The sequence below is a fragment of the Capnocytophaga leadbetteri genome, from assembly GCF_003054025.1.
GTDB lineage: Bacteria > Bacteroidota > Bacteroidia > Flavobacteriales > Flavobacteriaceae > Capnocytophaga > Capnocytophaga leadbetteri.
In genome coordinates this window covers 52,035-75,670 of record NZ_QBKG01000003.1, presented here as the reverse complement: position 1 = coordinate 75,670, position 23,636 = coordinate 52,035, and the positions used below count along the sequence as shown (strand labels likewise).

General features: G+C 43.1%; 18 protein-coding genes. 6 read left to right on the top strand and 12 right to left on the bottom strand.

The genetic code is table 11. From position 1 onward, the window contains the following. Positions 1-6 precede the first annotated feature (6 nt). Entirely contained in the window at positions 7-1,878 is a 1,872-nt protein-coding gene (locus tag C8P65_RS04295) for a RagB/SusD family nutrient uptake outer membrane protein (protein ID WP_107781622.1), read from the top strand. Positions 1,879-1,969: 91 nt separating this feature from the next. Here C8P65_RS04295 and dnaE read toward each other — a convergent pair whose 3' ends face one another. Together dnaE and C8P65_RS04285 are read right to left on the bottom strand one after the other, a co-directional pair. Continuing rightward, on the bottom strand, positions 1,970-6,430 hold the full coding sequence (gene dnaE, locus C8P65_RS04290; RefSeq protein ID WP_107781620.1) for a DNA polymerase III subunit alpha: 4,461 nt from the start codon (positions 6,428-6,430) through the stop codon (positions 1,970-1,972). 43 nt (positions 6,431-6,473) lie between these two features. Then, a complete protein-coding gene (locus C8P65_RS04285; RefSeq protein ID WP_107781618.1) occupies positions 6,474-7,124 on the bottom strand; it encodes a protein-L-isoaspartate(D-aspartate) O-methyltransferase in 651 nt (216 codons plus the stop codon). A gap of 115 nt (positions 7,125-7,239) precedes the next feature. Here C8P65_RS04285 and C8P65_RS04280 point away from each other — a divergent pair, with 115 nt between their 5' ends. Next, positions 7,240-7,821, top strand: coding sequence for a hypothetical protein (locus C8P65_RS04280; protein WP_095914351.1), 582 nt, complete (start codon positions 7,240-7,242; stop codon positions 7,819-7,821). A 77-nt stretch (positions 7,822-7,898) separates the two neighbouring features. Here C8P65_RS04280 and tyrS read toward each other — a convergent pair whose 3' ends face one another. Further along, a complete protein-coding gene (tyrS, locus tag C8P65_RS04275) occupies positions 7,899-9,194 on the bottom strand; it encodes a tyrosine--tRNA ligase (protein ID WP_107781616.1) in 1,296 nt (431 codons plus the stop codon). Positions 9,195-9,226: 32 nt separating this feature from the next. Continuing rightward, positions 9,227-10,582 carry a histidine--tRNA ligase gene (gene hisS / locus C8P65_RS04270; RefSeq protein WP_107781614.1) on the bottom strand — a complete coding sequence of 452 codons (1,356 nt, stop codon included), beginning with the start codon at positions 10,580-10,582 and terminating at the stop codon, positions 9,227-9,229. Positions 10,583-10,746: 164 nt separating this feature from the next. On the opposite strand from hisS, the gene C8P65_RS04265 reads away from it, so the two are divergent. Then, positions 10,747-11,529 (top strand): class I SAM-dependent methyltransferase, encoded by a 783-nt coding sequence (locus C8P65_RS04265; protein ID WP_107781612.1) that lies wholly within the window; start codon positions 10,747-10,749, stop codon positions 11,527-11,529. Here C8P65_RS04265 and mazG read toward each other — a convergent pair. From mazG to C8P65_RS04250, 3 genes are all read right to left on the bottom strand, one after another. Next, on the bottom strand, positions 11,507-12,280 hold the full coding sequence (gene mazG / locus C8P65_RS04260) for a nucleoside triphosphate pyrophosphohydrolase (protein ID WP_390881504.1): 774 nt from the start codon (positions 12,278-12,280) through the stop codon (positions 11,507-11,509). The genes C8P65_RS04265 and mazG overlap by 23 nt on opposite strands. Further along, positions 12,280-13,494, bottom strand: a complete 1,215-nt coding sequence (locus tag C8P65_RS04255; protein ID WP_107781610.1) for an ROK family transcriptional regulator — start codon at positions 13,492-13,494, stop codon at positions 12,280-12,282. Before C8P65_RS04255 ends, mazG begins: the two co-directional genes overlap by 1 nt. A 118-nt stretch (positions 13,495-13,612) precedes the next feature. Next, positions 13,613-14,863, bottom strand: a complete 1,251-nt coding sequence (locus tag C8P65_RS04250; protein ID WP_095914894.1) for an aspartate kinase — start codon at positions 14,861-14,863, stop codon at positions 13,613-13,615. Positions 14,864-15,240: 377 nt separating this feature from the next. On the opposite strand from C8P65_RS04250, the gene yaaA reads away from it, so the two are divergent. Next, entirely contained in the window at positions 15,241-15,999 is a 759-nt protein-coding gene (gene yaaA, locus C8P65_RS04245; protein WP_107781779.1) for a peroxide stress protein YaaA, read from the top strand. Between the two features lie 170 nt (positions 16,000-16,169). Here yaaA and C8P65_RS04240 read toward each other — a convergent pair whose 3' ends face one another. Further along, on the bottom strand, positions 16,170-16,973 hold the full coding sequence (locus C8P65_RS04240) for a DUF2797 domain-containing protein (RefSeq protein WP_107781608.1): 804 nt from the start codon (positions 16,971-16,973) through the stop codon (positions 16,170-16,172). A 99-nt stretch (positions 16,974-17,072) separates the two neighbouring features. On the opposite strand from C8P65_RS04240, the gene pbpC reads away from it, so the two are divergent. Together pbpC and ruvA are read left to right on the top strand one after the other, a co-directional pair. Beyond that, a complete protein-coding gene (gene pbpC / locus C8P65_RS04235; RefSeq protein ID WP_245887319.1) occupies positions 17,073-19,436 on the top strand; it encodes a penicillin-binding protein 1C in 2,364 nt (787 codons plus the stop codon). Positions 19,437-19,495: 59 nt separating this feature from the next. Continuing rightward, positions 19,496-20,077 carry a Holliday junction branch migration protein RuvA gene (ruvA, locus tag C8P65_RS04230; protein WP_107781604.1) on the top strand — a complete coding sequence of 194 codons (582 nt, stop codon included), beginning with the start codon at positions 19,496-19,498 and terminating at the stop codon, positions 20,075-20,077. An 85-nt stretch (positions 20,078-20,162) separates the two neighbouring features. Here the strand turns inward: ruvA and groL are convergent, their stop codons facing one another. The 4 genes from groL to C8P65_RS04210 all read right to left on the bottom strand — a co-directional run bounded on the left by groL (position 20,163) and on the right by C8P65_RS04210 (position 23,549). Further along, the gene (groL, locus tag C8P65_RS04225) at positions 20,163-21,797 is read right to left on the bottom strand and encodes a chaperonin GroEL (protein WP_095914360.1); all 1,635 of its coding nucleotides are present in this window, start codon (positions 21,795-21,797) and stop codon (positions 20,163-20,165) included. 33 nt (positions 21,798-21,830) lie between these two features. Continuing rightward, positions 21,831-22,109 carry a co-chaperone GroES gene (locus C8P65_RS04220; RefSeq protein WP_002673428.1) on the bottom strand — a complete coding sequence of 93 codons (279 nt, stop codon included), beginning with the start codon at positions 22,107-22,109 and terminating at the stop codon, positions 21,831-21,833. A 246-nt stretch (positions 22,110-22,355) separates the two neighbouring features. Further along, complete coding sequence (gene secG / locus C8P65_RS04215; RefSeq protein ID WP_107781603.1) at positions 22,356-22,718, bottom strand: preprotein translocase subunit SecG; 363 nt, start codon at positions 22,716-22,718, stop codon at positions 22,356-22,358. Between the two features lie 3 nt (positions 22,719-22,721). Beyond that, positions 22,722-23,549, bottom strand: coding sequence for a hypothetical protein (locus tag C8P65_RS04210; RefSeq protein WP_107781602.1), 828 nt, complete (start codon positions 23,547-23,549; stop codon positions 22,722-22,724). Between the last annotated feature and the right edge of the window lie 87 nt (positions 23,550-23,636).

Here is a 23,636-nt window from a genome sequence, read left to right as displayed (position 1 = left end):
ATTATTATGAAAAAATATATACTACCCATTGCTACTGCAGTGTTACTAACTGTAGGATGCAACAAAGATTTTCTAAACGTATCTGACGAGTTGGCAGCAGAGCTCTCAGAAGACGAAATATTCAATAATGCTACTATGGAAAAGAAGTTCCACAGAGCCATATTTGCTGCTATTCCAGACTATTCGGCTATGAGGGGCGATGCTAATACGGGTCGTGCTAACCCTTGGGCTGGCTTTAGCGATGAGCTGAAAATATCGCAATGGGCACTCAAAAACCTCACAAGTAGTGGTTATAATGCTAGTAATGCCTACTACCACCGTTGGGCACTGATGTACCAAAAAATACGCCAAGCCAATATATTTATGGCTAAAGCAAAAGTAATACCCGAACAAGGTACTGCCGACTATGTAAGTGCTGAAGACTATAAACAGATGATGGCTCAAGCCAAATTTATGAGGGCATACTATCACTATTTGCTATTCGAGCAATATGGGCCTATCCCTATTATGAGCACCATAGCCGACCCTAATGCTAAATCGTGGGAGTTTCCTCGCAATAGTGTAGATGAAGTGGTAAATTGGATAGATGGAGAGCTCAAAGCCCTAATAGACGATCCTAATAGCGGGCTTACTGACTTCAACTTATCAGGAAAAACCATAGTAGATTCAGAACAAAACGAAGCCCTCTTGCCTACTAAAGGGGTTGCTTTAGCAGTACGTGCTAAGTTATGGGTATATGCTGCCAGCCCACTATTCAATGGTGGTTATACTGAAGCCCTTTCGCTTACCAATCCTGATGGCAAACGCCTTTTCCCTGACTACGATGCTACTAAAAAACAAAAAGCGTTAGCAGCAGTAAGAGATTTTATCAACTATAGCCAAGGTAAATACGAATTGTACGAAGAAAAGAAAAACGATGGTACTATAGACCCTGATAAGTCGCTTTACAACCTTTTCCAAACTTATAACAAAGAGATTGTTTGGGCTACTTACTTCAATGACTGGGGTAATATAGGAGGAGAAGGAGTAGACAGACGTTGTACGCCTCGTACCGAAAAAGTAGGTTTTGCCTGCATAGCTGTTACCCAAGAGCTTGTCGATGCTTTCTTTATGAATGATGGTAAAACCATACAAGATTCGCCTTTGTACTCCGAAACAGGTATGTCAGTAGCAGGTGATGATACTACAGGGCGCACCGAGGTGGGCACCTTTAGAATGTGGATAAACCGCGAACCTCGTTTCTACCAAACTGTATTCTATCACGGTAGAAGATGGCACGTTAGCAATAATAAAGTGAGCTTTTTCCCAGGTCAAGGCAATGATAAAACCAAAGCTGACTACCCTTGGTCTGGCTATTTGCTCTACAAACGCATCAATCGTACAGTTTACAATGCGGGTAATCATCCTCGTAGCAAATTCAGACCTTCTATTATTTTCCGTTTAGCCGATTTCTATTTGTTATATGCAGAAATGCTCAATGAGGTAGACCCTTCTTCACCTGATATTCTTACTTATGTAAATAAAGTGCGTAAGCGTGCAGGTATTCCTAATCTTGAAGTGTCTTATCCTAGTATTGTGGGCAACCAAGAACAACAACGCGAAGCTATACGCCGTGAACGCCGTGTAGAGCTTGCTACTGAAGGGCAACGTTATTTTGATGTACGCCGCTGGATGATAGCCGATAACGCAGCTCCTGGACAAGGTGCTCAAGGAGGACCTTTCTACGGAATGAATATGCAGACTGATAATAAAGCAGAGTTTTTCCAACGTACTGCTTACGAAACACGTTTGTTCAAAAGAGCAATGTACTTATACCCAATTCCTTTTGATGAGTTGCAAAAGAATAAAGGAGTGTTAGTACAAAATCCTGGATGGTAACATACAATCTTTTCTTCTAAAACTAAAAAACTGCAAGAGTACTTAGTTCCTCTTGCAGTTTTTTTATTGTCTTGATCATCAAATCATCAAATTAGTCTGATAGACCTAGTTCTTCTATAGCAGGTTCTTCCTCTTCTTGAGTCTCTACTTTCTTAGCTATAAATTTCTCTAAAGGCTGGTTGTTGAGGTTATAAACTACCGATTGAGCCTCTAACTCGTCTAAAAACGCATTGTTGATATTCACTTTCAACTGTGCATTGTCCATATTTAGGTGGATATTATCCTCCTTATGATGTACCACGAAGTAAACAGGCTGTTTTCCTTTGTGTTTGCTCACTAAAGACTTGTATTTATCAATCATCGGCTGACTAATATCCTCTATATTTAGGTGAAAGGTAACTTTTTTAGAGAGTTTTTCTAATACATCTTGCAGAAACTCTATCTGTAGTACCTGTATCCTTGGCTCGCCTCGTTGCTGAGTTTGATTGTTCAAAAAGCCTTCCACTACTTTGAATTTGATAAATAGAAAGGCTCCCATTACCATATATTGGCGAAACTCTCCATAGTCCTTATTAAAAAGTCTGAACTCGAAAGAGCCGTCATAATCTTCTAAAGTGAAGAACCCAAACGGACTACCATTCTTGCTGGTGCGGTGTTGCTCATCGGTTATCATACCCGCTACGGTAAGTTCGCGGTTGATAAGTGGTGTGAGGTTTTGTAGCTGCGATAAATTGATATTGCAATAATGCTGAATAGCGTGTTTAAAATCGTCTAACGGATGTCCTGATATATAGATACCCACTACTTCTTTTTCGCGACGCAGCTGCTCAAGGTTCCCCCAAGACTCACATTTAGGTATCACCGGTTCAGGTATCTCGGCTTCGTCTATCCCCCCAAACAGACTCATCTGTGCCGAGTTTTTGCTTTCCTGATATTTGTTCCCAAAACGAATAGCTTTCTCAAGGAAAGGAATACCATCAGCTTCAGCATAAAAATATTGAGCGCGGTGAGTGCCCGCAAAAGAGTCAAAACCACCTGCTAAAGCGATACTTTCAAAGGCTTTTTTGTTGATACTCTTATAATCTACTCGCTTTGCTAAGTCGAAAATAGAGGTGTAAGGGCGCTCTTTGCGGTTTTCTACTATAGTGTCTACCGCTGCCTTACCGACTCCTTTTACTGCCCCCATACCAAAGCGGATATCCCCATTTTTGTTCACCGTAAATTTGTATAACGACTCGTTCACATCCGGAGGTAATACCCTAATACCCATACGATGACATTCCTCAAGGAAGAAAGTAATCGTCTTAATATCGTTCATATTGTTAGATAATACCGCAGCCATATACTCGGCAGGGTAGTTAGCTTTCAAATAGGCAGTTTGGTAGCCCACCCACGCATAGCAGGTAGAATGCGACTTGTTGAACGCATAAGCCGCAAACTTCTCCCAGTCAGCCCATATCTTTTCGAGTTTTTGGGCATCGTGTCCCTTTTCTGATGCTTGGGCAACAAATTTAGGTTTCATTTTAGCTAGCACGGCTATTTGCTTTTTACCCATTGCTTTACGCAGTACGTCAGCCTCACCTTTGGTAAAACCTGCTAGCTTTTGCGAGAGTAGCATCACCTGCTCCTGATATACCGTGATACCATAGGTTTCTTCCAGATACTCTTTCATATCAGGCAAGTCGTATTCTATGGGTTCAATACCGTGTTTCCGCTTGATAAAGCTCGGTATATATTCCAGAGGCCCTGGGCGGTAAAGAGCATTCATCGCTATTAGGTCAGCAAAAACAGTAGGCTTGAGTTCGCGCATATACTTCTGCATACCTGCGGACTCGTATTGGAATATCCCTACCGTTTCCCCTCGTTGAAAGAGTTCGTAGGTCTTTTTATCGTCTAACGGAAAAGCCTCTGCATCGAGCTCTAAGCCGTGTGTTTGTTTTATATTCTCAATCGTATCTTTGATAAGGGTAAGAGTACTAAGCCCCAAAAAGTCCATCTTCAGCAGTCCAGCACTTTCTACTACCGAGTTGTCAAACTGGGTAACGAATAGGTCAGAGTCTTTGGCTAAGGCTACAGGTACAAAGTTGGTGATATCGTCAGGGGTAATAATCACCCCGCAGGCGTGAATACCGGTGTTGCGTACCGAGCCCTCAATAATGTTGGCCTGCTGAATAGTTTGGTTGCTCTCCTCTTCGCCTCCGCCTGCCAAAAGCTGCTTGAGTTCATCTACTTTTGGTAGTTCTTCACTGCGCACTTTTTCTTTGAGCTTTTTCTCGTCCCAATTGAAGAGGTTCTTTAGTGAAAGTCCGGGGGGTTTAGAGGGTACTAAACCTGCTAATCGGTTCGACTCTTGCAGAGGCACATCCAGCACACGGGCGGTATCTTTTATAGCCGACTTAGCCGCCATCTTACCATAAGTGATGATACGTGCTACCTGACTCTCGCCATACTTATCAATCACGTAATTGATAACATCTTGTCTGCCAGAGTCTTCAAAGTCTATATCAATATCTGGCATTGATACACGATCAGGGTTTAGGAAACGCTCAAACAGCAGGTCGTACTTTATCGGGTCCATATTGGTAATGTCTAAGCAATAAGCCACTGCCGACCCTGCTGCCGACCCACGACCAGGCCCTACTGATACCCCCATCTTGCGCGCAGCTGCAATGAAATCTTGCACTATCAGAAAGTAACCAGGATAACCTGTCTTTTCTATAATAGAAAGCTCAAAGTCTAATCGTTCGCGCACCTCATCAGTAATTTCAGGGTATTTGCGCTTAGCCCCCTCATAGGTAAGGTGACGCAAATAATTGTTTTCACCTTTCTTGCCTGTAGGGTCGTCTGCTACCTGAAAGGGTTCAGGAATATCAAATTTAGGTAAGAGTATATCGCGAGCTAAGCCGTAGGGCTCAACCTTATCGATAATCTCTTGTATGTTTATGATTGCCTGAGGTATATCTTTGAAGAGTGCCTTCATCTCGGCACTTGTTTTGAAGTAGTATTCGTCATTAGGCATTCCAAATCGATAGCCACGTCCGCGCCCAATAGGTGTTTTCTGCTTCTCACCATCTTTTACACATAGCAGAATATCGTGGGCACTAGCATCTTTTTTATGGATGTAAAAAGTGTTATTAGTAGCGATGAGCTTCACGTTGTGCTTTTTAGACAGCTCTACCAACACACCATTTACGTGCTCTTCTTCCTGCTGCCCGTGGCGCATCACTTCTAAATAGAAATCTTCACCAAAGAGGTTTTTCCACCACAGCAATGCTTCTTCAGCTTGTTTGGTACCTATATTGAGTATTTTAGAGGGAATTTCACCATTGATACCCCCTGAAAGCACTATAAGGTCGGTTTTATACTGTGCAACAATCTCTTTGTCGATACGAGGCACGTAATAAAAGCCCTTAGTAGAGGCTATCGAAGCCATTTTGATAAGATTCTGATAGCCCTCTTTGTTTTTAGCTAAGATAACCACTTGGTAACCATTGTCTTGGTGACTTCTATCCAAGTGATTTTCACATATATTGAACTCACAACCTATTATAGGCTTGATAAGTGTTTCGGTAGGCGTTTCTCCTTTCTCTTCAGCTTCTTTGTTTTTGCTTTCAGCCTCTTTGTTGTATTTTTGTACTTCTTGCACGAAGTGGAAAGCCGCCATCATATTGCCGCTATCGGTTAGGGCTACGGCAGGCATTTTCTCTTTAGCGGTACTTTTCACAAGGTCGCTTATAGCTGTAGTCGATTGTAAGATAGAGTATTGAGTATGATTGTGTAGATGGGCAAAGGCAGCCGTTTCAAGTAGTGCTATCTCTTCTTCTGAAGCGGTTATTTCAGGAGTACTGCCTTTGCTGCGCAATGCCTCGGAAGCCTCTTTGAGGTTTACGTGTTTGAGCCCTATAAGCCCTATGGGAGAGGAGTGATGCGCTTGAAAGTTTTCAATATATTCTCTACTGAAAGTACCTTCTTTGAAGCCCTCACCACGCCTTATAAGTTCAAAGAAACAGCGGGCAGTAGCTTCTACATCGGCAGTAGCGTTGTGAGCCTCGGCAAAAGGTACGCCAAATAAGAAAGAGTGCAACTCAGTAAGTGAAGGGAATTTATATTTACCCCCGCGACCTCCTTCTATTTTGCAGAGGTTAGCGGTTGCCTCAGTACAAGTATCGATTACCGGTAGTTTATCCAACGGACTTTCCACCCCATAGCGGTAAAACTCAGCCCCCATAATATTGATATCGAAGCCTATATTTTGTCCCACCACGTACTGAGCCTTGCTAAGAGCCTCGTTGAAAGCAGCGAACACCTCAGCAATGGGTACCCCTTGCTTTTCAGCTAGTAGGGTAGAGATGCCGTGTACTTTCTCGGCATCATAAGGAATGTCAAAGCCATCAGGAGTAATTAAAAAATCCTGATGTTCTATAAGTGTCCCCCACTGGTCGTGCAATTGCCACGCTATTTGCACCGCACGCGGCCAGTTGTTGCTATCGCTAATAGGAGCATTATAATTACGGGGTAACCCCGTGGTTTCGGTATCGAATATTAAGTACATTTCTTTCTAATCTATAAAAATATTAAAAAACCTGTCTGTGGGTTTAATTTCTCTCTTTCAGCATTGGTACGAACTGAAAGTCGCCGTAGGTAGTTTTATGAAACTCCTTTTCGCTGATGCGTTCGTAGAGGGTCATTACTTGTGTTTTTTCGCCTATGGGTATCACCATACGTCCGCCAATAGCTAATTGTGCCAATAGCGGATTGGGCACATAAGGAGCCCCCGCCGTGACTAATATGCGGTCGAAAGGGGCTTCTTGGGGTAAGCCCTTATAACCATCGCCAAAATACATCTGTACAGGACGATTTATCAGTTTGGGTAGTAATTGTTGGGCGAGCTTGAAGAGCTTTTGTTGTCGCTCGATAGTATACAGATATACCCCGAGGTACATCAGCACACTTGACTGATAGCCGCTACCAGTGCCTATCTCTAACACCTTTTGGCGCGGAGCTACCTGTAGCAGTTCTGTTTGAAAGGCTACCGTATAAGGCTGCGAGATAGTTTGGTCTTCGCCTATTGGGAAAGCCTTGTCTTGGTACGCGTGGTCTTCAAAAGAGCTATCCATAAACAGGTGGCGTGGTATAGCCCGTATCGCCTCGAGCACACGCGTATCGCGTATGCCTTTTTCTTTGAGCAGGTCGGCTAACTGATTGCGCAGACCGCGGTGTTTTAAAGTGTCTTTCAAAGGGAACATTTTTCAGTATGAAATAGGTTATAAAAAGTTATATTACAAAAAAATCTTACAAAAAATTGGTATTAACAAAAAAAATTCTATCTTTGTACGCAGAAATAAACTAAATTAGCAAGAGATGAAACGTTTTAATCAAAAATTACCTTTCATCTTTATCCTTTTACTATTAGTATCTTGCCGCGCCACAGAGACTTCGGTGCAGGTAGTAAAAGTAGAGGATAAGTATGAAATGAAACTACCTACTTCTCTTACTTACCAAAACAATCTTTATGACCAAGCCTCGCTACAATACGCCAATCCTAAAGAAGCCTTTTTTGTGGCTGTGATTGACGATAATCGAGAGGAACTGACAGAAGCTCTATTTGAGCTGCTGAAAGACAAGCTGGGTGTACAAACCAAAAAAGCTTTTGCTGAGCGCTTCCGCCTAAAGGATTACTTTGATGTGTGCTATCAGGGTTGGGTAGAGGCTAAGATGATGCGCCCTTCTGCGGCGAAAATCACGACCACTACTATTCATAGGCTGCCTGCTATGGTGGTTGAGACTACTGAACAAGTAAACGGCAATAAGGTGTTCTACATAGTGGCAGTGGTAGAAACTGAGAAAACTTACTACCAAATCTTTACTTGGACACTCGATAGCAAAAAGACTCAGAACGAGCAGCAAATGAAAGAAATTATCAGCTCTTTTAGAGAGTTATAACTGCTAAAAAGGCTTTGACAAAGTTTTGAACTTTGTCAAAGCATTTTTTGTTTTGTATCTTGTATTTTGTCTTGTATTTAGACTATCACAATTACAAAGTAGTTTTTCTTTCCGCGCTGTAGCAACACAAACTTGTCGTCGATGATGTCTTTCTCACCTATGATATAGCTTTCTTCTACTTTTTCTTTATTTACAGCGATTGATTTCTCTTTTAGTGCGCGTCTTGCTTCGGAGTTAGAGGCTATAAAGCCTGTTTTGGCCGATAAAGCTGCTATCATATCTAAGCCTGCCGCTATATCTGTGCGAGTTACTTCAGCTTGTGGCACTCCGTCAAACACTTCTAAGAATGTTTTAGCATCTAACTGTCTGAGGTCGTCAGAAGTTGAGTTGCCAAAGAGTATTTGCGAAGCCTTTTGGGCTTTTTGTAGTTCCTCACGTCCGTGTACGAGTACGGTTAGCTCTTCAGCCAATTTGTTTTGCAATACGCGTAGGTGAGGGGCTGCTTGGTGCTCGCTGATAAGTTGCTCAATCTCCTCACGGCTTAGCATCGTAAAGATTTTGATGTATCGCTGTGCATCTTCGTCGGATACGTTTATCCAATACTGGTAGAACTTATAAGGTGAGGTTTTTTCAGCATCGAGCCATACGTTGCCACCTTCGCTTTTGCCAAACTTAGTACCATCGGCCTTAGTGATAAGCGGACAAGTAAGGGCGTATGCCTTGCCTCCTGCTATACGGCGGATAAGCTCGGTACCAGTAGTGATATTGCCCCACTGGTCAGAGCCCCCCATTTGTAACGTTAGTCCTTTTTGGCGGTATAGGTGCAAAAAGTCATACCCTTGTAGCAATTGGTATGAAAACTCAGTAAACGACATACCATCGGTGTTTTCGTTGGGGTCGAAGCGTTTTTTAACTGAGTCTTTTGCCATCATATAATTGACAGTGATGTGCTTACCGATGTCGCGAATGAATGAGAGGAAAGAAAATTCTTTCATCCAGTCGTAGTTATTAACTAACTCGGCACGGTTAGGGGCTTCGCTTTCGAAATCGAGGAATTTAGCTAATTGCTTTTGGATACCCTTTATATTGTGGGCAAGTACTTCTTCTGTTAATAGGTTGCGCTCTGCTGATTTGCCTGAAGGGTCGCCTATCATACCGGTAGCACCCCCTACTAAGGCATAAGGTTTATGTCCGCAGTTCTGAAAGTGGCGCAACATCATCACACCTACTAAGTGACCAATATGTAGCGAGTCGGCAGTAGGGTCAATCCCTACATAGGCAGCGCGGAGCCCTTCCATAAGGTGTTGTTCTGTTTCAGGCATAATATCCTGAATCATACCGCGCCAGCGCAGTTCTTCTATAAAGTTCTTCATTAGTTTATTTGTTATATATTACAATATTATCATTATTTACTAAACTCACATTCTTCTTGCTCTCCCGTTAGCATATTCTTCAGTATATAGGTGCCTTTTTGTAGCTCGCTTTCGCCTATAATAGCTACGTAGGGTATGCTGCGTTTGTTAGCGTAGTCCATTTGCTTTTTAATCTTAGCCGCTTCGGGGTAAAGTTCTGCTTTTTTGCCTTCTTTTCTGAGTTGTTGCAAAAGCTTCATACTCTGTAGCGCTTCGGCATTGCCAAAGTTTAAGCAGAGTATTTCGACGGTACTGCTGAGCGTTTCGGGGTAGAGGTTGAGCTCTTCCATCACTAAACCGATACGGTCTAAACCAAAGGAGATGCCAATACCACTCATTCCTTTGAGACCGAAGATGCTGGTTAGGTCGTCATACCTACCACCGCCCCCTATTGAGCCCATTTGCACTCCGGCAGGTGCCGCAATCTCGAAGATAGCCCCTGTGTAGTAATTCAGTCCGCGTGCTAAGGTAACATCGAGGTCTAATAAGGCAGTTTGTAACCCTAATGCAGCGATTTGTTCGCCTACAAAAGTGAGTTCTTCTATGCCTTTGCGCCCCACTTCGGAGGTAGCTAAAATAGCAGATAAGGCAGCTAACTTCTCGGTAAACGAGCCTTTGAGCCCAAAAATAGGTTTTATCTTTTCGATAGCCGCTGCGCTGATACCTCTTTCGCTCATTTCTTTTATAACGCCCTCTTCGCCTATCTTGTCGAGTTTGTCTAAAGCTACTGTAAAGTCGATGAGTTTATCACTTTCGCCTATCACTTCGGCAAAACCGCTGAGTATCTTGCGGTTGTTAATTTTTATAGTAACCCCTTTTAGATTAAGCGCTGTAAAAACCGCATCGTACAACTGTACAAACTCTACCTCTTGCCACAAGCTATTGCTGCCTACCACATCGGCATCGCATTGGTAGAACTCTCTGAAACGCCCTTTCTGCGGACGATCGGCACGCCAAACGGGCTGTATTTGGTAACGCTTGAAAGGAAAAGTAAGTTCGGCTTGGTGCTGTACTACATAACGCGCAAAAGGTACCGTAAGGTCATAACGCAAGGCTTTTTCGGATATTTGAGGGGTGAGCTTTTGAGGGTTTTTAGCCTCCCAATCTTCTTGTTTTACCCCTTGTGTAAAATCGCCTGAATTGAGGATTTTGAAGATAAGGCGGTCGCCTTCTTCACCGTATTTGCCCATTAGGGTATCATAATTCTCAAAACTTGGCGTTTCGATAGGTTGAAAGCCAAAAGTACTAAATGTATTGCGTATGGTATTGATGATAAAGTATCTTTTTGCTAATTCGGCAGGTGAAAAATCACGGGTGCCCTTAGGAATACTGGGTTTCTGTACAGCCATTGTTCTTTGTTTATTCAAGGTTAATTCTCAAAAAATAATTAGATAGCTTGTCGCTTTTCTCTTTATAACACTGCAAAGGTACAAAACAATTAATAATTAGCATTAATAATTGGCAATTAATTTTTATTTTATACCTTTGTGTCCTAAATTAAATAATTGGAACAATGAAAACAGAAAGCAGCTTAAATCAGAAACAAGGACACTGGATTCTTGCTAAACTTGGCAAAAAAGTATTACGACCCGGAGGTCGCTTGCTTACCGAATGGTTGGTACGCAATTTAGAGATTACCTCTAAAGACAATGTAGTAGAGTTTGCCCCAGGGCTGGGCTTTACAGGTAGTATAGCCTGCTCTTACAAACCTTTTAGCTATACGGGGGTTGATATGAATAAAGAGGCGGCGGTGCTTGCTAAGAAGAATATCCGCTACGATAAGGCACGAGTGATTATAGCCGATGCGGCTGATACCCAACTGCCTGATGGTTTTGCTGATAAAGTATATGGCGAGGCGATGCTAACTATGCAGCCTATTGAGCACAAACGAGCTATTATAAGCGAGGCGTACCGCCTGCTTAAACCAGGGGGGTATTATGCTATACACGAACTTGGCTTGCAGCCTGATGAGGTGAGCGAGGAGGTGAAAAATGGCCTTTTTAAAGACCTTAGCAGCAACATCAGGGTGCACGCCCGACCTATGACGGCTAAAGAGTGGAAAACACTTTTAGAAGAACAAGGTTTTAAAGTAATAAAAGAACAACACAGCCCGATGCTATTATTAGAGGGCAGCCGTATTTTAGAAGATGAAGGCTTTTTCCGCACCCTCAAATTCTTATTCAACTTATTGCGCTACCCTGACTTGCGCAAGCGCGTTCAGAAAATGAAACAATCTTTCCGCAAGCACCAGCAAAACCTTGATGCTATTGCTCTTATTGCTCAAAAACCCCTTTAGCTTCTTGCCAATAGGCTTCCATTTCGGCTAAAGTCATATCGCGTAATGACTTACCGCTCTCGGCAGCCTTGCGCTCTAAGTACTGAAAACGAGCTATGAACTTCTTATTAGTACGCTCTAAGGCATCTTCGGGGTTTACTTTTAGAAAACGCGCATAGTTTATTAAACTGAAAAGCACATCGCCAAATTCAGCTTCAATGGCGGTGTGCTTTTGTGCTTTTACTTCAGCGTGAAGCTCTTCTATTTCTTCTTTTACTTTGGCAAACACATCGTCTATATTGTCCCAATCGAAGCCTACTCCTGCCGCTTTATCTTGTATGCGGCTGGCTTTTACAAGGGCTGGCAGGCTTTTGGGTACCCCACCCAATACACTTTTATTACCCTCTTTTAGCTTTATCTTTTCCCAATTGCGCTTTACATCTTCTTCGTTATCGACCTTGACATCGCCGTAGATGTGAGGGTGACGTATGATGAGTTTGTCGCAGACCCCATTGGCTACATCAGCAATATCGAAATCGCCTGTTTCGCTGCCTATTTTGGCATAGAAAACAATGTGTAGCAATAGGTCGCCGAGCTCTTTTTTTACCTCTTGCAGGTCGTTATCGAGTATGGCATCGCCTAATTCGTAAGTCTCTTCGATAGTGAGGTGACGCAGGCTCTGCATCGTTTGTTTCTTGTCCCACGGACATTGCGCCCGCAGGTCGTCCATTATGTTTAGTAGCCTTTGGAAGGCTTCGAGTCGTTTATCCATTATATCAGTCCTATAAATTTGCTACGGGCTAAAAGGCTAGCGCCTAAAAGTCCTGCTTTTTCGCCTAATTTTGATACTTTTATCTGCGAATCTTTATTTACTAAGTTTAGTGAATACTTTTTGATGGCACTGCGCAGCGGTAGTAGTAGGTAGTCGCCCGCAGTGGCAAGCGTGCCCCCTATAATCACCAATTCGGGGTTGAAAAGGTTGATAAGGCTAGCGGTGTGTTTGCCCAAAGCATTGCCCACTTCTTCAATAAGCTCTATGGCGAGCATATCTTCTTGTAGGGCTACTTTTATGATGTCTTCTAAAGAGACGGGTGCTTTGGGGTCGTAGTTCTTTTGCTGGGTGAGTAGAGACGAGTGACCGTGTTGGAGTTTGTCTATAAATTTGCGGTGTAATGACGAGCCAGAGGCTTCAGTCTCTAAACAGCCTTTTTTGCCACAATGGCAGAGTATTTCGTTATCGAAAACCGCTATATGCCCGAACTCGCCAGAGAAGCCTGACTTGCCGTAATACAACTGACCATCGATGATGATACCTAAGCCTAAGCCCCAACTTACATTCAAGAATAGAATATCTTTTTCGCCTTTTACCCTGCCTTTTATATATTCGCCGTAAGCCATTGCGCGGGAGTCGTTATCGATGGTTACCCCTATGCCCAAACGCTCTTCGAACATTTCGGTTAGCGGACGTTCATCGAAGTAAAAACCGCTGTAACTATGTCCGGATTGGGTATTGACGCGCCCTGAAATATTGATGCCGATGCTGAGGATATGCTCTTTAGGAACCACTGTTTGCGCTATGAAGTCGTTGATGATTTGGCATAACAGCTCAAAGCGCTCTTGGGGTAACTCTTCAGCAAAAGGGATACGGATTTTTTCGTCAATCAGTTCGCCTTTGAAGTTGATAAGCCCTATATTTACGTGAGAATGGGTGATATCTACCCCAATGAAGTAGCCCGAACTCTCATTAAGTCCGTATACATTAGGGCGGCGACCTCCTGGGGTTTCGAGCTTCCCGAAGTCCATTACGATACCGTCGTCAATCAGTTCACCTACCAGCTTGGTAACCGTAGGTACGCTGAGGTTGAGTTCCTTACCAAGGTCGGCAAGGGTATTATCACCGTTATTGATGTAATAACAGATAATGTCTTTCTTAAGAGAGGCACTGCGGATGCCCATTCTTACTTCTTCTAAAAATTTAAGAGCCATATTTTTTTGATTTGTCGATTTGCTGATTTGTCGATTTGTCGATTTGCCGATTTGCCGATTTGCCAATTTGATGATTTGCGTTACTATTCATTGACAAATTAGCTAATTGGCAAATTGACTAATTAATAATCATCTGTACGGTATCTGATGATACTTGTTTTAGCAGTACGTTTTTGCCTGTTGCTACTTCGGCAATAGCTGCTTCGGTAGCGTGCCTAATGGTGTAGAGCGTTACCCCTTCGGTTACCGATACTTTGAAACGCTCTTCTAACTTCTCTAAAAGCTCAGGTAGCGTATCAAATTTGTTTTCAACACATACTGAAAAGCTGATAGCTGAATTTTGTATCACACTTACTTTCATTTGAGCTTTGTGCAAACTCTTGAAAATGTAGCTGATACCCTCTTCCATAATAAACGAAAAATCGCGAGAGGAAAGAGAGAGCAGTATCTGGTCTTTTTTGAGTATAAAACAAGGTACTTTAGGTTCTAAACTCGCTACATTGCACACTGCACTGCCTTCTTCGGTAGGATTTACAAATGAGCGCACGTATAGCGGTATCTCTTTCTGCTGGAGTGGCTGTAGCGTTTTGGGGTGAATGACTGATGCACCGTAAAACGCTAACTCTATCGCCTCTTGGTAAGGTATTTTGCGCAACAACTGAGTATGCTGGAAATAACGAGGGTCGGCATTGAGTACCCCAGGGACGTCTTTCCAGATGGTTACGCTCTTAGCGTTTAGGCAATAGGCAAAGATAGCCGCCGTATAGTCGGAGCCTTCGCGCCCAAGAGTAGTGGTGAAGAAGTTAGCATCGCTACCCAAAAAGCCTTGTGTGATGTTGAGCAACGACTTGTTGATATTATTGCTGATATTGGTTTGTGTTTCTTCCCAATTGATGCCTGCATCGCGGTAGTTGCTATCCGTTTTGATGAGGTTGCGCACATCTATCCAGTTGTTTTTGATGCCGTTATCGTTTAGATACTGGCTGATGATAGTGGTAGAGAGCAGTTCGCCAAAGCCTATCACTTGGTCGTACACAAAACTGTGCTTAGGCGACTTATTGCGCTCTAAAAACGAACTGAGTTCGGCGAAAAGTCCGTCGACTTTCCAATAAACAGGATGGTTTTCGTCGCTGAAGAGTTCGCGTATAATCTGGTAGTGAAAATCTTTAATAGTCTGTAGGCTTTCGGGCAGCTGAGCAGGGGCTTTGAAGTAGTTATTAACCACGACCTCTAAAGCATTAGTAGTTTTGCCCATAGCCGAAATGACGATGAGAGAATGGGCATAGCCTACTTTTTCTAGTATTTTAGCGACATTGCGCACGCCCGCAGCATCTTTTACTGAGGCACCTCCGAATTTAAATATTTGCATATTCTCTTTAATTTGCAAGAATTTAGTTTTAATGCCGCAAAGTTAAAAAAATATTTAATAATAAGAGCGATAGAAGTGTATTTTTTTTGATAAAAAAAGATGGGAGGTTTGAGAAGGCTGGGAAGGCTGGGAGGAATGGGAGATTTGAGAGGGCTGGGAAGGCTTGGAGGGCTAGGAGGAATAGGGGGGAGGTAGGATATTTTTCTGGTTTTTAGCCGATGATTAGACGTTTATACTTTGCTAAACCTTCGTCACATACTCGGCTGCGCCAGCTCGCCGACTTTCCTTCGCTCTTCCTGTATTCTTCCTATATTGTTTGTATAGGGTAGATGGCTACAGAAATTTTTTCTATCTTTGTCCCCTTAATTATTATCACTATGAAAATCGTTATATCACCGGCTAAAACTATCAACGAGACCTCTCCGCTCCCTACAGAGCGTTATTCGTCGGCTATCTTTACCAAAGAAATCGCTGAGGTACACGGGGCTCTTCAACCCTTATCACCCCAGAAACTCTCTGCGCTGATGAGCATTTCGCCCAAACTTGCTGAACTGAATTGGCAACGCAACCAAGTCTTTACGATGCCTTTAACTCCGCAAAATGCGCGTCCAGCCCTCTTTGCCTATGATGGCGATGTATATGAGGGACTTGATGCTTATTCGCTGGCTGAGGCTCAGCTCGATAAGCTACAAGAGAGTTTGCGGATTCTCTCTGGGCTCTACGGAATCCTTAAGCCTTTAGACCTTATCGCTCCTTATCGGTTAGAAATGGGCATTAAACTATCCGTAGGCAAGGCGGCGAACCTTTATGCTTTTTGGAAGGAACGCATCACGCAGGCTCTGAACGATGAGTTGGAAGAAGGGGAACTTTTTATCAACTTAGCCAGTGAAGAATATTTTAAGGCGATTGATACTGCTAAGCTAAAAACAAGCGTAATAACCCCTGTATTTAAAGATTACAAGGGCGATACGCTGAAAATAGTGAGTTTTTACGCTAAAAAAGCCCGCGGACGTATGGTGCGCTATTTGGCTGAAAACGATATTCGCTCGGCTGAAGACCTTAAAGGCTTCAACGCTGATGGGTATGTGTTTTCAGAAAAATTTTCGGAAGGAAATACGATTGTGTTTGTGAGATGATTTGTCGATTGGCGATTTGTTGATTTGCCGATTTGTTGATTTGTCGATTTGTTGATTTGTCGATTTGTCGATTTGCCGATTTGCCGATTTTTGTGGAAACATCCCCCCTTCACATACTCCGCTACGCCAGCTCGCGGACTTCCTTCAAAGGGGGAGCCCATACACGAGCATTATACCAGCAATATGTTGATTGACAAATCAATTACAAATCCTTCGTTGGCGCGGACATTGAATACGGTATCGTCTTTAAAAATAAGGTATTGTCCTTTAATACCAACCAGAGTGCCGGTATAGGTAGGGGTGCGGAGCAGTTGTAGCGACTGCACTTTGGTAGGATATTGTTGCACAGGGAAGTGTATCTGCAAAGGCGCTATGTCTTCGGTGATGTAGGGCTGCACTTCTTCGGGTACCCAAGGACGTACTTGGGCTTTGACCGCTAATAAATCTACAGGGGTGATTTGGTTAGTGAGCATCTTGCGCCAGTTGGTTTTGTCGGCTAAATGCTCTTTGAGAGCTACTTCGGCTACCCCAGCTAAATAGCGGTTAGGCACTTCAGCAAGTACAAGAGCCTCGTGCGCCCCTTGGTCAATCCAGCGGGTAGGGGCTTGCGTTTTGCGAGTTACCCCCACTTTTACCTCGCTCGAATTAGCTAAATATACGTAGTGTGGCTGCAGCTGTACTTGTTGCTCGTAGGTTAAATCGCGTTCTTCGATGTTTAGATGCGCTTTGCTCAGTTCGGGGTGCATTATCCAATCGGCAGTTTGAGGGACTTCAAAAAAGCACTCTTTGCAATAGCCCTGCCTAAAAATAGGCTTGTTCTGACCACAATTCAAACACTGAAAGCCCTTTAAGTCTATAGTGATGGACTTGCCTAATAGATTGTTCATCAGTACATAATCGCCCTCCATTGGTAGATAATACCGTATAGGGTCAGCCCACTCGGTTAGCATCTTCTGTAAAACACCTTGAAACATATTTTTTTGTTTTTTGAAAGAATTTAGGTGCAAAGATACACCCTAATTTGCTAACTGACAAATTTGTTACTTTTGCTAATTATGCGTACCTTTGCACCAATGAAGAAGCGTTTGCTACATATCATCAGTTATATACGGAGAAAAGTACGTCAGCACCCTATTAAATCGGGGGTGGCTCTGCTATTGCTGCTCGCTTATGCTTTTTGTCTGCCGCGCCATCTCTTTCCGCAGCCTTATGCTACTGTGCTTGAGAGTGCAGAGGGGAAACTGCTGTCGGCTAAGATAGCTACTGATGGGCAATGGCGTTTTCCGGAGGTAGATAGCGTGCCTTATCGGTTTAAAATGTCGGTATTGCAGTTTGAAGATGCTCATTTTTATCGCCATTGGGGGGTAAATCCGGTATCTATAGTTAAAGCCTTGGTGCGCAATGTGAAGAGCGGACGGGTGCAGCGGGGGGGGAGTACCCTTACCCAGCAGGTAGTGCGTATAGCACGCAACCACCAGCAGCGCACTTATGCTGAAAAACTGATAGAGATGATTTGGGCTACCCGTTTGGAGTTCAGGTATTCGAAAGAATCTATTCTTAGGCTTTACGCCTCGCACGCGCCTTTTGGAGGGAATGTAGTGGGACTTGATATGGCAGCTTGGCGGTATTTTGGGGTGGCGCCTCATCAGCTTTCGTGGGCGCAAAGCGCTACCTTGGCAGTATTGCCCAACGCGCCCAGTCTTATCTTCCCGGGTAAGAACCAACAGCGACTGTTAGCTAAGCGCAATGCCCTACTTCACAAACTTTATACGGCTGAAATTATCGATAAAGAGACCTATGACTTAGCCCTTACTGAGCCCTTGCCAACAGAGCCACACCCTATTCCGCAGTTGGCACCTCATCTGTTGGCGTATGCGAGTAAGACCCTTGAAGGACAGCGTATTACTACTTCTTTGCCTATCGATTTGCAACAGAAAGTCAGTCAGATAGTAGCGGGTTATTACAGTCATTATTCGCAATCGGAAATTTATAATATGGCAGCGCTGGTGGTAGAGGTTAAAACGCGTAAGGTTTTGGCTTATGTGGGTAATACCCCCACTGATGAGAACCATCAGAAAGATGTGGATATCATTCACGCACCGCGCAGTACTGGCAGCGTATTAAAACCCTTTTTATATGCGGCTATGCTACACGAGGGCGAACTGCTGCCCACTACCTTAATCCCAGATGTACCAACGCAGATAGCAGGTTATTCGCCACAGAATTTTAGCAATAGTTTTGAGGGAGCGGTGCCGGCTGATATGGCGTTAGCAAAATCGCTGAATGTACCTTTCGTATGGCTTTTGCGACAGTTTACTACCTATCATTTTTATGAGGTGCTACAGAAGTTGCGACTGAAGAATATTTCGCGCCACCCTGACCACTATGGTCTGTCTATCATCTTGGGCGGCGCTGAGAGTAACCTATGGGATTTGGCGCAAGCTTATACTAATTTGGCTTCTGAAGTAAATGTTTTTGCTGCTACTCAGCAGTATCGTACTGCCGAGTTTCAGTCCCTTAGCTATACGGCAGGAAGTCCTCCTGATTTTGGCAAGGCTACTACAGCCCTTCCGACTATTAGGGCAGGGGCTCTGTATAGTATGTTTTCGGCTATGAAAGAAGTAAACCGCCCTATTGATGATGTAGCGTGGCGGTATTATGAGTCCGCTAGGAAAATAGCTTGGAAAACAGGTACTAGCTTTGGTAATAAAGATGCGTGGGCTATAGGGGCTACCCCCGAATATGTGGTAGCTGTATGGGTGGGCAATGCTACAGGGGAGGGGAGACCTACCCTTACGGGGGTATCGTATGCGGCTCCTGTGATGTTTAGTATCTTTAACGCCCTACCGCACACTACGTGGTTTCAACAGCCTTTAGACGATATGCGCGAGGTGACGATATGCGAGCAGTCGGGCTACTTAGCTAAACCTGAATGCCCTCAGAAGCTCTTGCGTACCACACTTGCCCCTAAAGAGATAGGACAGTGCCCTTATCATAAGTTAGTGCATCTTACTCCTGATGCACAGTATCAGGTGAATGCTTCTTGTCAGCCAGTAGACCAGATATATACCAAGGCGTGGTTTGTGTTGCCCCCTGTGATGGAATGGTACTATAAGCAGCAACACGTACACTATCAATCATTGCCGCCTTTCCGCTCTGATTGTACTGAAGGGGTAGCCCAAAAAGCGTTAGATTTTGTGTATCCTAAGCACTTGAGTGTTATCTATACTACTAAGAGTTTTGGAGGGGAACAACAGCCTTTTGTGGCTAAAGCAGCCAATCGCTCTGGTAAGCTATTTTGGTATATAGATGATGTTTATTTGGGTACCACCGATACTTTCCACGAGATGAATATCTTTGCTGCTAAAGGAGAGCATTTGCTTAAAATAATCAATGAAAAAGGCGATGAAAAGACGATAAAGGTGATTTGCCAATGAGTTGATTTGTCGATTTGACGATTTGCCAATGAAGTAATATTATTATTAATAATTAAAAAATGATTACACAATTACAAGGGAAACTCGTAGAGAAGAACCCTACTAATGTAGTGATAGACTGCAACGGAGTAGGGTACTTTGTTAATATTAGTCTCAATACTTATGCTGCTTTGCCAGAGGGTGAGGCTATTAAATTATATACTTATTTGCAAATTAAAGAAGACGCTCATACGCTTTATGGCTTTCTGACTAAAGCAGAGCGCGAAGTGTTTGTACTGCTTATTTCAGTTTCGGGGGTAGGAGCAGGTACAGCACGGACGATGCTCTCCTCCCTAACAGCAGCACAAGTGCGCAATGCTATCGTCAATGGTGAGGTAGCTACTATTCAGTCAGTGAAAGGTATAGGAGCTAAGACTGCGCAGCGGGTAGTGCTCGACCTGAAAGATAAGATGCTTAAACTGCAAGACTTTGCCGATGCCCCTATTAGTGCAGTGAGTACCCATAAAGAAGAAGCTCTTGCCGCCCTAGAAGTATTAGGCTTTGTGCGTAAACAGGCTGAAAAGGTGGTCGATAAGATAGTACAAGCCTCAGAGGCGCTATCAGTAGAAGATATTATAAAGCAAGCCCTAAAGAGTTTGTAATTTAAGATTTATAAATAAAAAGACGCTGTTAAATACTAACAGCGTCTTTTTATTTATAAATATGAATAATGGTGTGAAAAACTTATTACATCATTCCTGGCATACCGCCGCCCATTGGTGGCATAGCAGCAGCTTTATCGTCTTTAATGTCTACCAAAGCACATTCAGTAGTAAGTATCATTCCAGCTACTGAAGCAGCGTTTTCAAGGGCAACACGGGTTACCTTTTTAGGGTCTATGATACCTGCTCTAAACATATCGGTATACTGTCCGCTCTTGGCGTTGTATCCAAAGGCTTCGCGTGAAGACTCAAGTACTTTTGATACGATTACAGAACCTTCTACTCCTGCGTTTTCTACGATAGTACGTAGCGGTGCTTCAAGGGCTTTAAGTATGATTTTTATACCAGTTTCCTCATCAGCGTTTACAGGTTTTATTTTAGCCAAAGCATTCTTAGCGCGTAGCAGAGCGATACCACCGCCAGCTACGATACCTTCTTCAACCGCTGCACGAGTAGCGTGTAGAGCATCATCTACGCGGTCTTTTTTCTCTTTCATCTCTACTTCTGAAGCAGCTCCGATATAGAGTACTGCTACCCCGCCTGATAGTTTAGCCAAACGTTCTTGTAGCTTTTCGCGGTCATAGTCTGAAGTAGTGTTTTCTATTTGTGCTTTTATTTGTGCAGCACGAGCTTTAATATCTTCTGACTTGCCAGCACCATTTACGATAGTAGTATTATCTTTGTCGATAGATACTCTTTCAGCAGTACCAAGCATATCAATAGTAGCATTTTCAAGGGTAAAGCCTCTTTCTTCAGCTATTACAGTACCTCCGGTAAGGATAGCGATATCTTCAAGCATTGCTTTGCGGCGGTCTCCAAAACCAGGAGCTTTCACAGCAGCAATACGTAGAGTACCGCGTAGTTTATTTACTACAAGGGTAGCTAAAGCTTCACCATCGATATCTTCAGCGATAATCAATAGAGGTTTTCCAGACTGAGCTACAGGCTCTAATACAGGTAGCAAGTCTTTCATAGTAGAGATTTTCTTGTCGTACAATAAGATGTAAGGACGATCAAGCTCTGCTACCATTTTCTCAGAGTCAGTTACGAAGTAAGGAGATAGGTAACCGCGGTCAAACTGCATACCTTCTACTACATCCACGTAAGTGTCAGTACCTTTAGCTTCTTCAACAGTGATAACCCCTTCTTTTCCTACTTTTTCAAAGGCTTGAGCGATAAGTTCCCCAATAGTTTCATCGTTGTTAGCTGAGATTGAAGCTACTTGTTTTATTTTTTCTGATGAAGAACCTACTTCTTTAGCTTGTTTAGCAAGGTGCTCTACAATCTTAACTACGGCTTTATCTATACCGCGTTTCAAGTCCATAGGGTTAGCTCCAGAAGCTACGTTTTTAAGACCTTCTTTTACGATAGCTTGTGCCAATACAGTAGCGGTAGTAGTACCGTCACCAGCAAGGTCATTAGTTTTTGAAGCTACTTCTTTCACCATTTGAGCGCCCATATTCTCAAGAGCGTCTTCTAGTTCTATTTCTTTAGCCACGCTCACCCCGTCTTTAGTTACTTGAGGCGAACCAAATGATTTGCTAATAATAACGTTGCGTCCTTTAGGACCAAGAGTTACTTTTACAGCGTTAGCCAACGCGTCAATACCGCGTTTTAAGCCTTCGCGAGCTTCTATGTCAAATTTAATATCTTTTGCCATTTTTCTTTAATTAATAAGTTGTTGAATTATGATTTAGATTACTGCCAACACGTCATTTTCACGCATAATAAGGTAATCTTTACCTTCTAATTTCAGTTCTGTACCTGCGTATTTGCCGTATAGTACGGTATCGCCTACTTTTAGGGTTACAGGATTATCTTTAGTACCAGCACCTACTGCTACTACAGTACCTTTTTGAGGTTTTTCTTTTGCTGTATCAGGGATAATGATACCCGATGCAGTGGTTGTTTCAGCTACGGCTGGTTCAATCACCACTCTATCAGCTAAAGGTTTGATATTCAATTTTGCCATTATTTGTTTAGTTTTTAGTTATTAACTCATTTACTTACAAATTTGCTGATTTTCAAATTTGCTAATCTCCTATTCCCTAAAACCGTGCCAATCTCTAAAAACTGACATTTTGTCAGTATGATATTGCTAATTTATTATAGCTAATCAAAAAAAGCTCGCTAAAGATTAGCAGTAACAGAGTAGGGCGAATTGCAATTCGCCCTTAGAATAGAAATCGTATAAATGTCTCAAGGAGACCTTTTTTTCTTAGTTGCCGGTGTTAGTAGAGGTTGCAGGAGTTGCAGGAGCCTCAGTAGCGTTGTTAGCGGGTGCTTGTTGTAGAGGAGCTACAGGAGTACTGCCGTCTAATAATTTAGAGTCAGCGTTAACACCGGTATTGCTAAGCAACAAAGTGTTAGCTACTAAGATAAGCACTGCTAACGCACCGGCAAAAGTCCAAGTACTGCGCTCAAGAAAGTCACCAGTTTTCTTCACTCCACCCACTACTTGGGTATTACCTCCAAAGGTAGAAGAAAGTCCGCCCCCTTTAGGGTTTTGAACCATAATAACTAAAGCGAGTAGTAAGCATACCACTACACATAAAACTAAAAAGATGTTGAATGCTGTCATTTGTTATAAATTATTTTGCTGTAATTTTTTGATATTTTCTATTTGGGCTGCAAAGTAAGCACTTTTTTTTGGATTTTTCAAAATTAATATTTGATAAGCTTGTATAGCTTGTTTGTATTTACGCTGATTTACATACACTTGCGCTAATGTTTCAGTCATTAATTGTCTCTCATCACCCTTCACTTCATCTGCCAAATTCACGTTCGACACGTATTCTTTAGACGCTTCTATTTTCGGGTTGTTCTCTAAGAATTTATCTATGAGCTTAAATTTCTCTGCCACAGTGTCACTCTGATAATGCGCAGGCGTAGGGTCGTCAGCCGGTGGTGGGGGCGACCAAGCGGGCATTTCAGGCTTAGGCGTGGGTTGCGCTGTCTTAGGTACGAATAGGTCTGTCAGCTCCTGATGATTGATAAGCTCATCAGGGATAATCTTTTCCTCAAAGATTGGGTCGGGTAGGGTAGGACGAAAATTACGCGGACTATTATCTATATAGCTCACTTTCGGTGGCGCATTGTCTTCTACCGCCTCTTTGCGCTCGTGTGCTTTACTAATACGCTCAAAGTCAGACCTAATCGTAGAGAAATCAGGAATAATATCTTTTGAATTGATAAAGTTAAAAAGCACCGTGCGGTCAGTCACGTGTACGGCTGCCAGTTTCAGAGCTTTGCTATAGCGATAGTTACCCTCAGAGTGCAGCAGTTTGAGTTGCAATACCCTTACCGCCTGAAAATAAGGGAACTCCTTCACTATCTCGTCTAACTCGCGCACTTGTGCACTGCTGATAGTGTAGGGCTGCCTAATAATCTCTATGAACTCCTTTACTGTCAATTTGTCAATTTGTCAATTTGCTAATTTGCTAATTTGCTAATTTGTCAATCTTTCTCATTGGCAAATCGACAAATCGGCAAATCAGCA

Bases quoted from the DNA above. Each gene is read 5' to 3' on its own strand.
- C8P65_RS04295 (WP_107781622.1), top strand. From the start codon at position 7: ATGAAAAAATATATACTACCCATTGCTACTGCAGTGTTACTAACTGTA.
- dnaE (WP_107781620.1), bottom strand. From the start codon at position 6,430: ATGTACTTAATATTCGATACCGAAACCACGGGGTTACCCCGTAATTAT.
- C8P65_RS04285 (WP_107781618.1), bottom strand. From the start codon at position 7,124: ATGTTCCCTTTGAAAGACACTTTAAAACACCGCGGTCTGCGCAATCAG.
- C8P65_RS04280 (WP_095914351.1), top strand. From the start codon at position 7,240: ATGAAACGTTTTAATCAAAAATTACCTTTCATCTTTATCCTTTTACTA.
- tyrS (WP_107781616.1), bottom strand. From the start codon at position 9,194: ATGAAGAACTTTATAGAAGAACTGCGCTGGCGCGGTATGATTCAGGAT.
- hisS (WP_107781614.1), bottom strand. From the start codon at position 10,582: ATGGCTGTACAGAAACCCAGTATTCCTAAGGGCACCCGTGATTTTTCA.
- C8P65_RS04265 (WP_107781612.1), top strand. From the start codon at position 10,747: ATGAAAACAGAAAGCAGCTTAAATCAGAAACAAGGACACTGGATTCTT.
- mazG (WP_390881504.1), bottom strand. From the start codon at position 12,280: ATGGATAAACGACTCGAAGCCTTCCAAAGGCTACTAAACATAATGGAC.
- C8P65_RS04255 (WP_107781610.1), bottom strand. From the start codon at position 13,494: ATGGCTCTTAAATTTTTAGAAGAAGTAAGAATGGGCATCCGCAGTGCC.
- C8P65_RS04250 (WP_095914894.1), bottom strand. From the start codon at position 14,863: ATGCAAATATTTAAATTCGGAGGTGCCTCAGTAAAAGATGCTGCGGGC.
- yaaA (WP_107781779.1), top strand. From the start codon at position 15,241: ATGAAAATCGTTATATCACCGGCTAAAACTATCAACGAGACCTCTCCG.
- C8P65_RS04240 (WP_107781608.1), bottom strand. From the start codon at position 16,973: ATGTTTCAAGGTGTTTTACAGAAGATGCTAACCGAGTGGGCTGACCCT.
- pbpC (WP_245887319.1), top strand. From the start codon at position 17,073: ATGAAGAAGCGTTTGCTACATATCATCAGTTATATACGGAGAAAAGTA.
- ruvA (WP_107781604.1), top strand. From the start codon at position 19,496: ATGATTACACAATTACAAGGGAAACTCGTAGAGAAGAACCCTACTAAT.
- groL (WP_095914360.1), bottom strand. From the start codon at position 21,797: ATGGCAAAAGATATTAAATTTGACATAGAAGCTCGCGAAGGCTTAAAA.
- C8P65_RS04220 (WP_002673428.1), bottom strand. From the start codon at position 22,109: ATGGCAAAATTGAATATCAAACCTTTAGCTGATAGAGTGGTGATTGAA.
- secG (WP_107781603.1), bottom strand. From the start codon at position 22,718: ATGACAGCATTCAACATCTTTTTAGTTTTATGTGTAGTGGTATGCTTA.